Genomic DNA, 350 nt, shown 5'->3' with positions numbered 1-350 from the left:
GACCGCAACACCGCACTATTCATGCTCGCCGCCGAGGTCCCGGCCGCGATCCTGGCCAAAATGCTCGGCATCCACATCAAAGCAGCCGTCCAATGGCAGCAACTCTCCAACGGAGACTGGACCACCTGTCGGCGTACGGGTTGGTGTCCCCAGGTAGGTACGGATGAACGTGGCCAAGTCAACGGCGTGGCGGTGTCCTGGTGGGGTGTCCGATGAGTAAGATTTCGCCCGATATGAGCTGGGCGGAGGGCGGCGATGGTTCTGCGGTCGGAGCGGTGGTTGGAGCTGCGCCGGTTCCGTGCGCTGCACGAGGCGGGGCTGAGTCTGTCGCAGATCGCCCGGGAGACCGG

The 350-nt window shown here is 64.9% G+C and carries 1 protein-coding gene; it reads left to right on the top strand.

Annotation, left to right across the window (positions count from 1 at the left end):
- The coding region (locus ABNF97_RS34035; RefSeq protein ID WP_349341083.1) for a hypothetical protein at nucleotides 1–216 on the top strand (216 nt) is incomplete at its 5' end.
- Between the last annotated feature and the right edge of the window lie 134 nt (nucleotides 217–350).

The sequence above is a fragment of the Plantactinospora sp. B6F1 genome, assembly GCF_040120695.1.
GTDB lineage: Bacteria > Actinomycetota > Actinomycetes > Mycobacteriales > Micromonosporaceae > Plantactinospora.
This window is presented reverse-complemented; position numbering and strand designations above follow the sequence as displayed.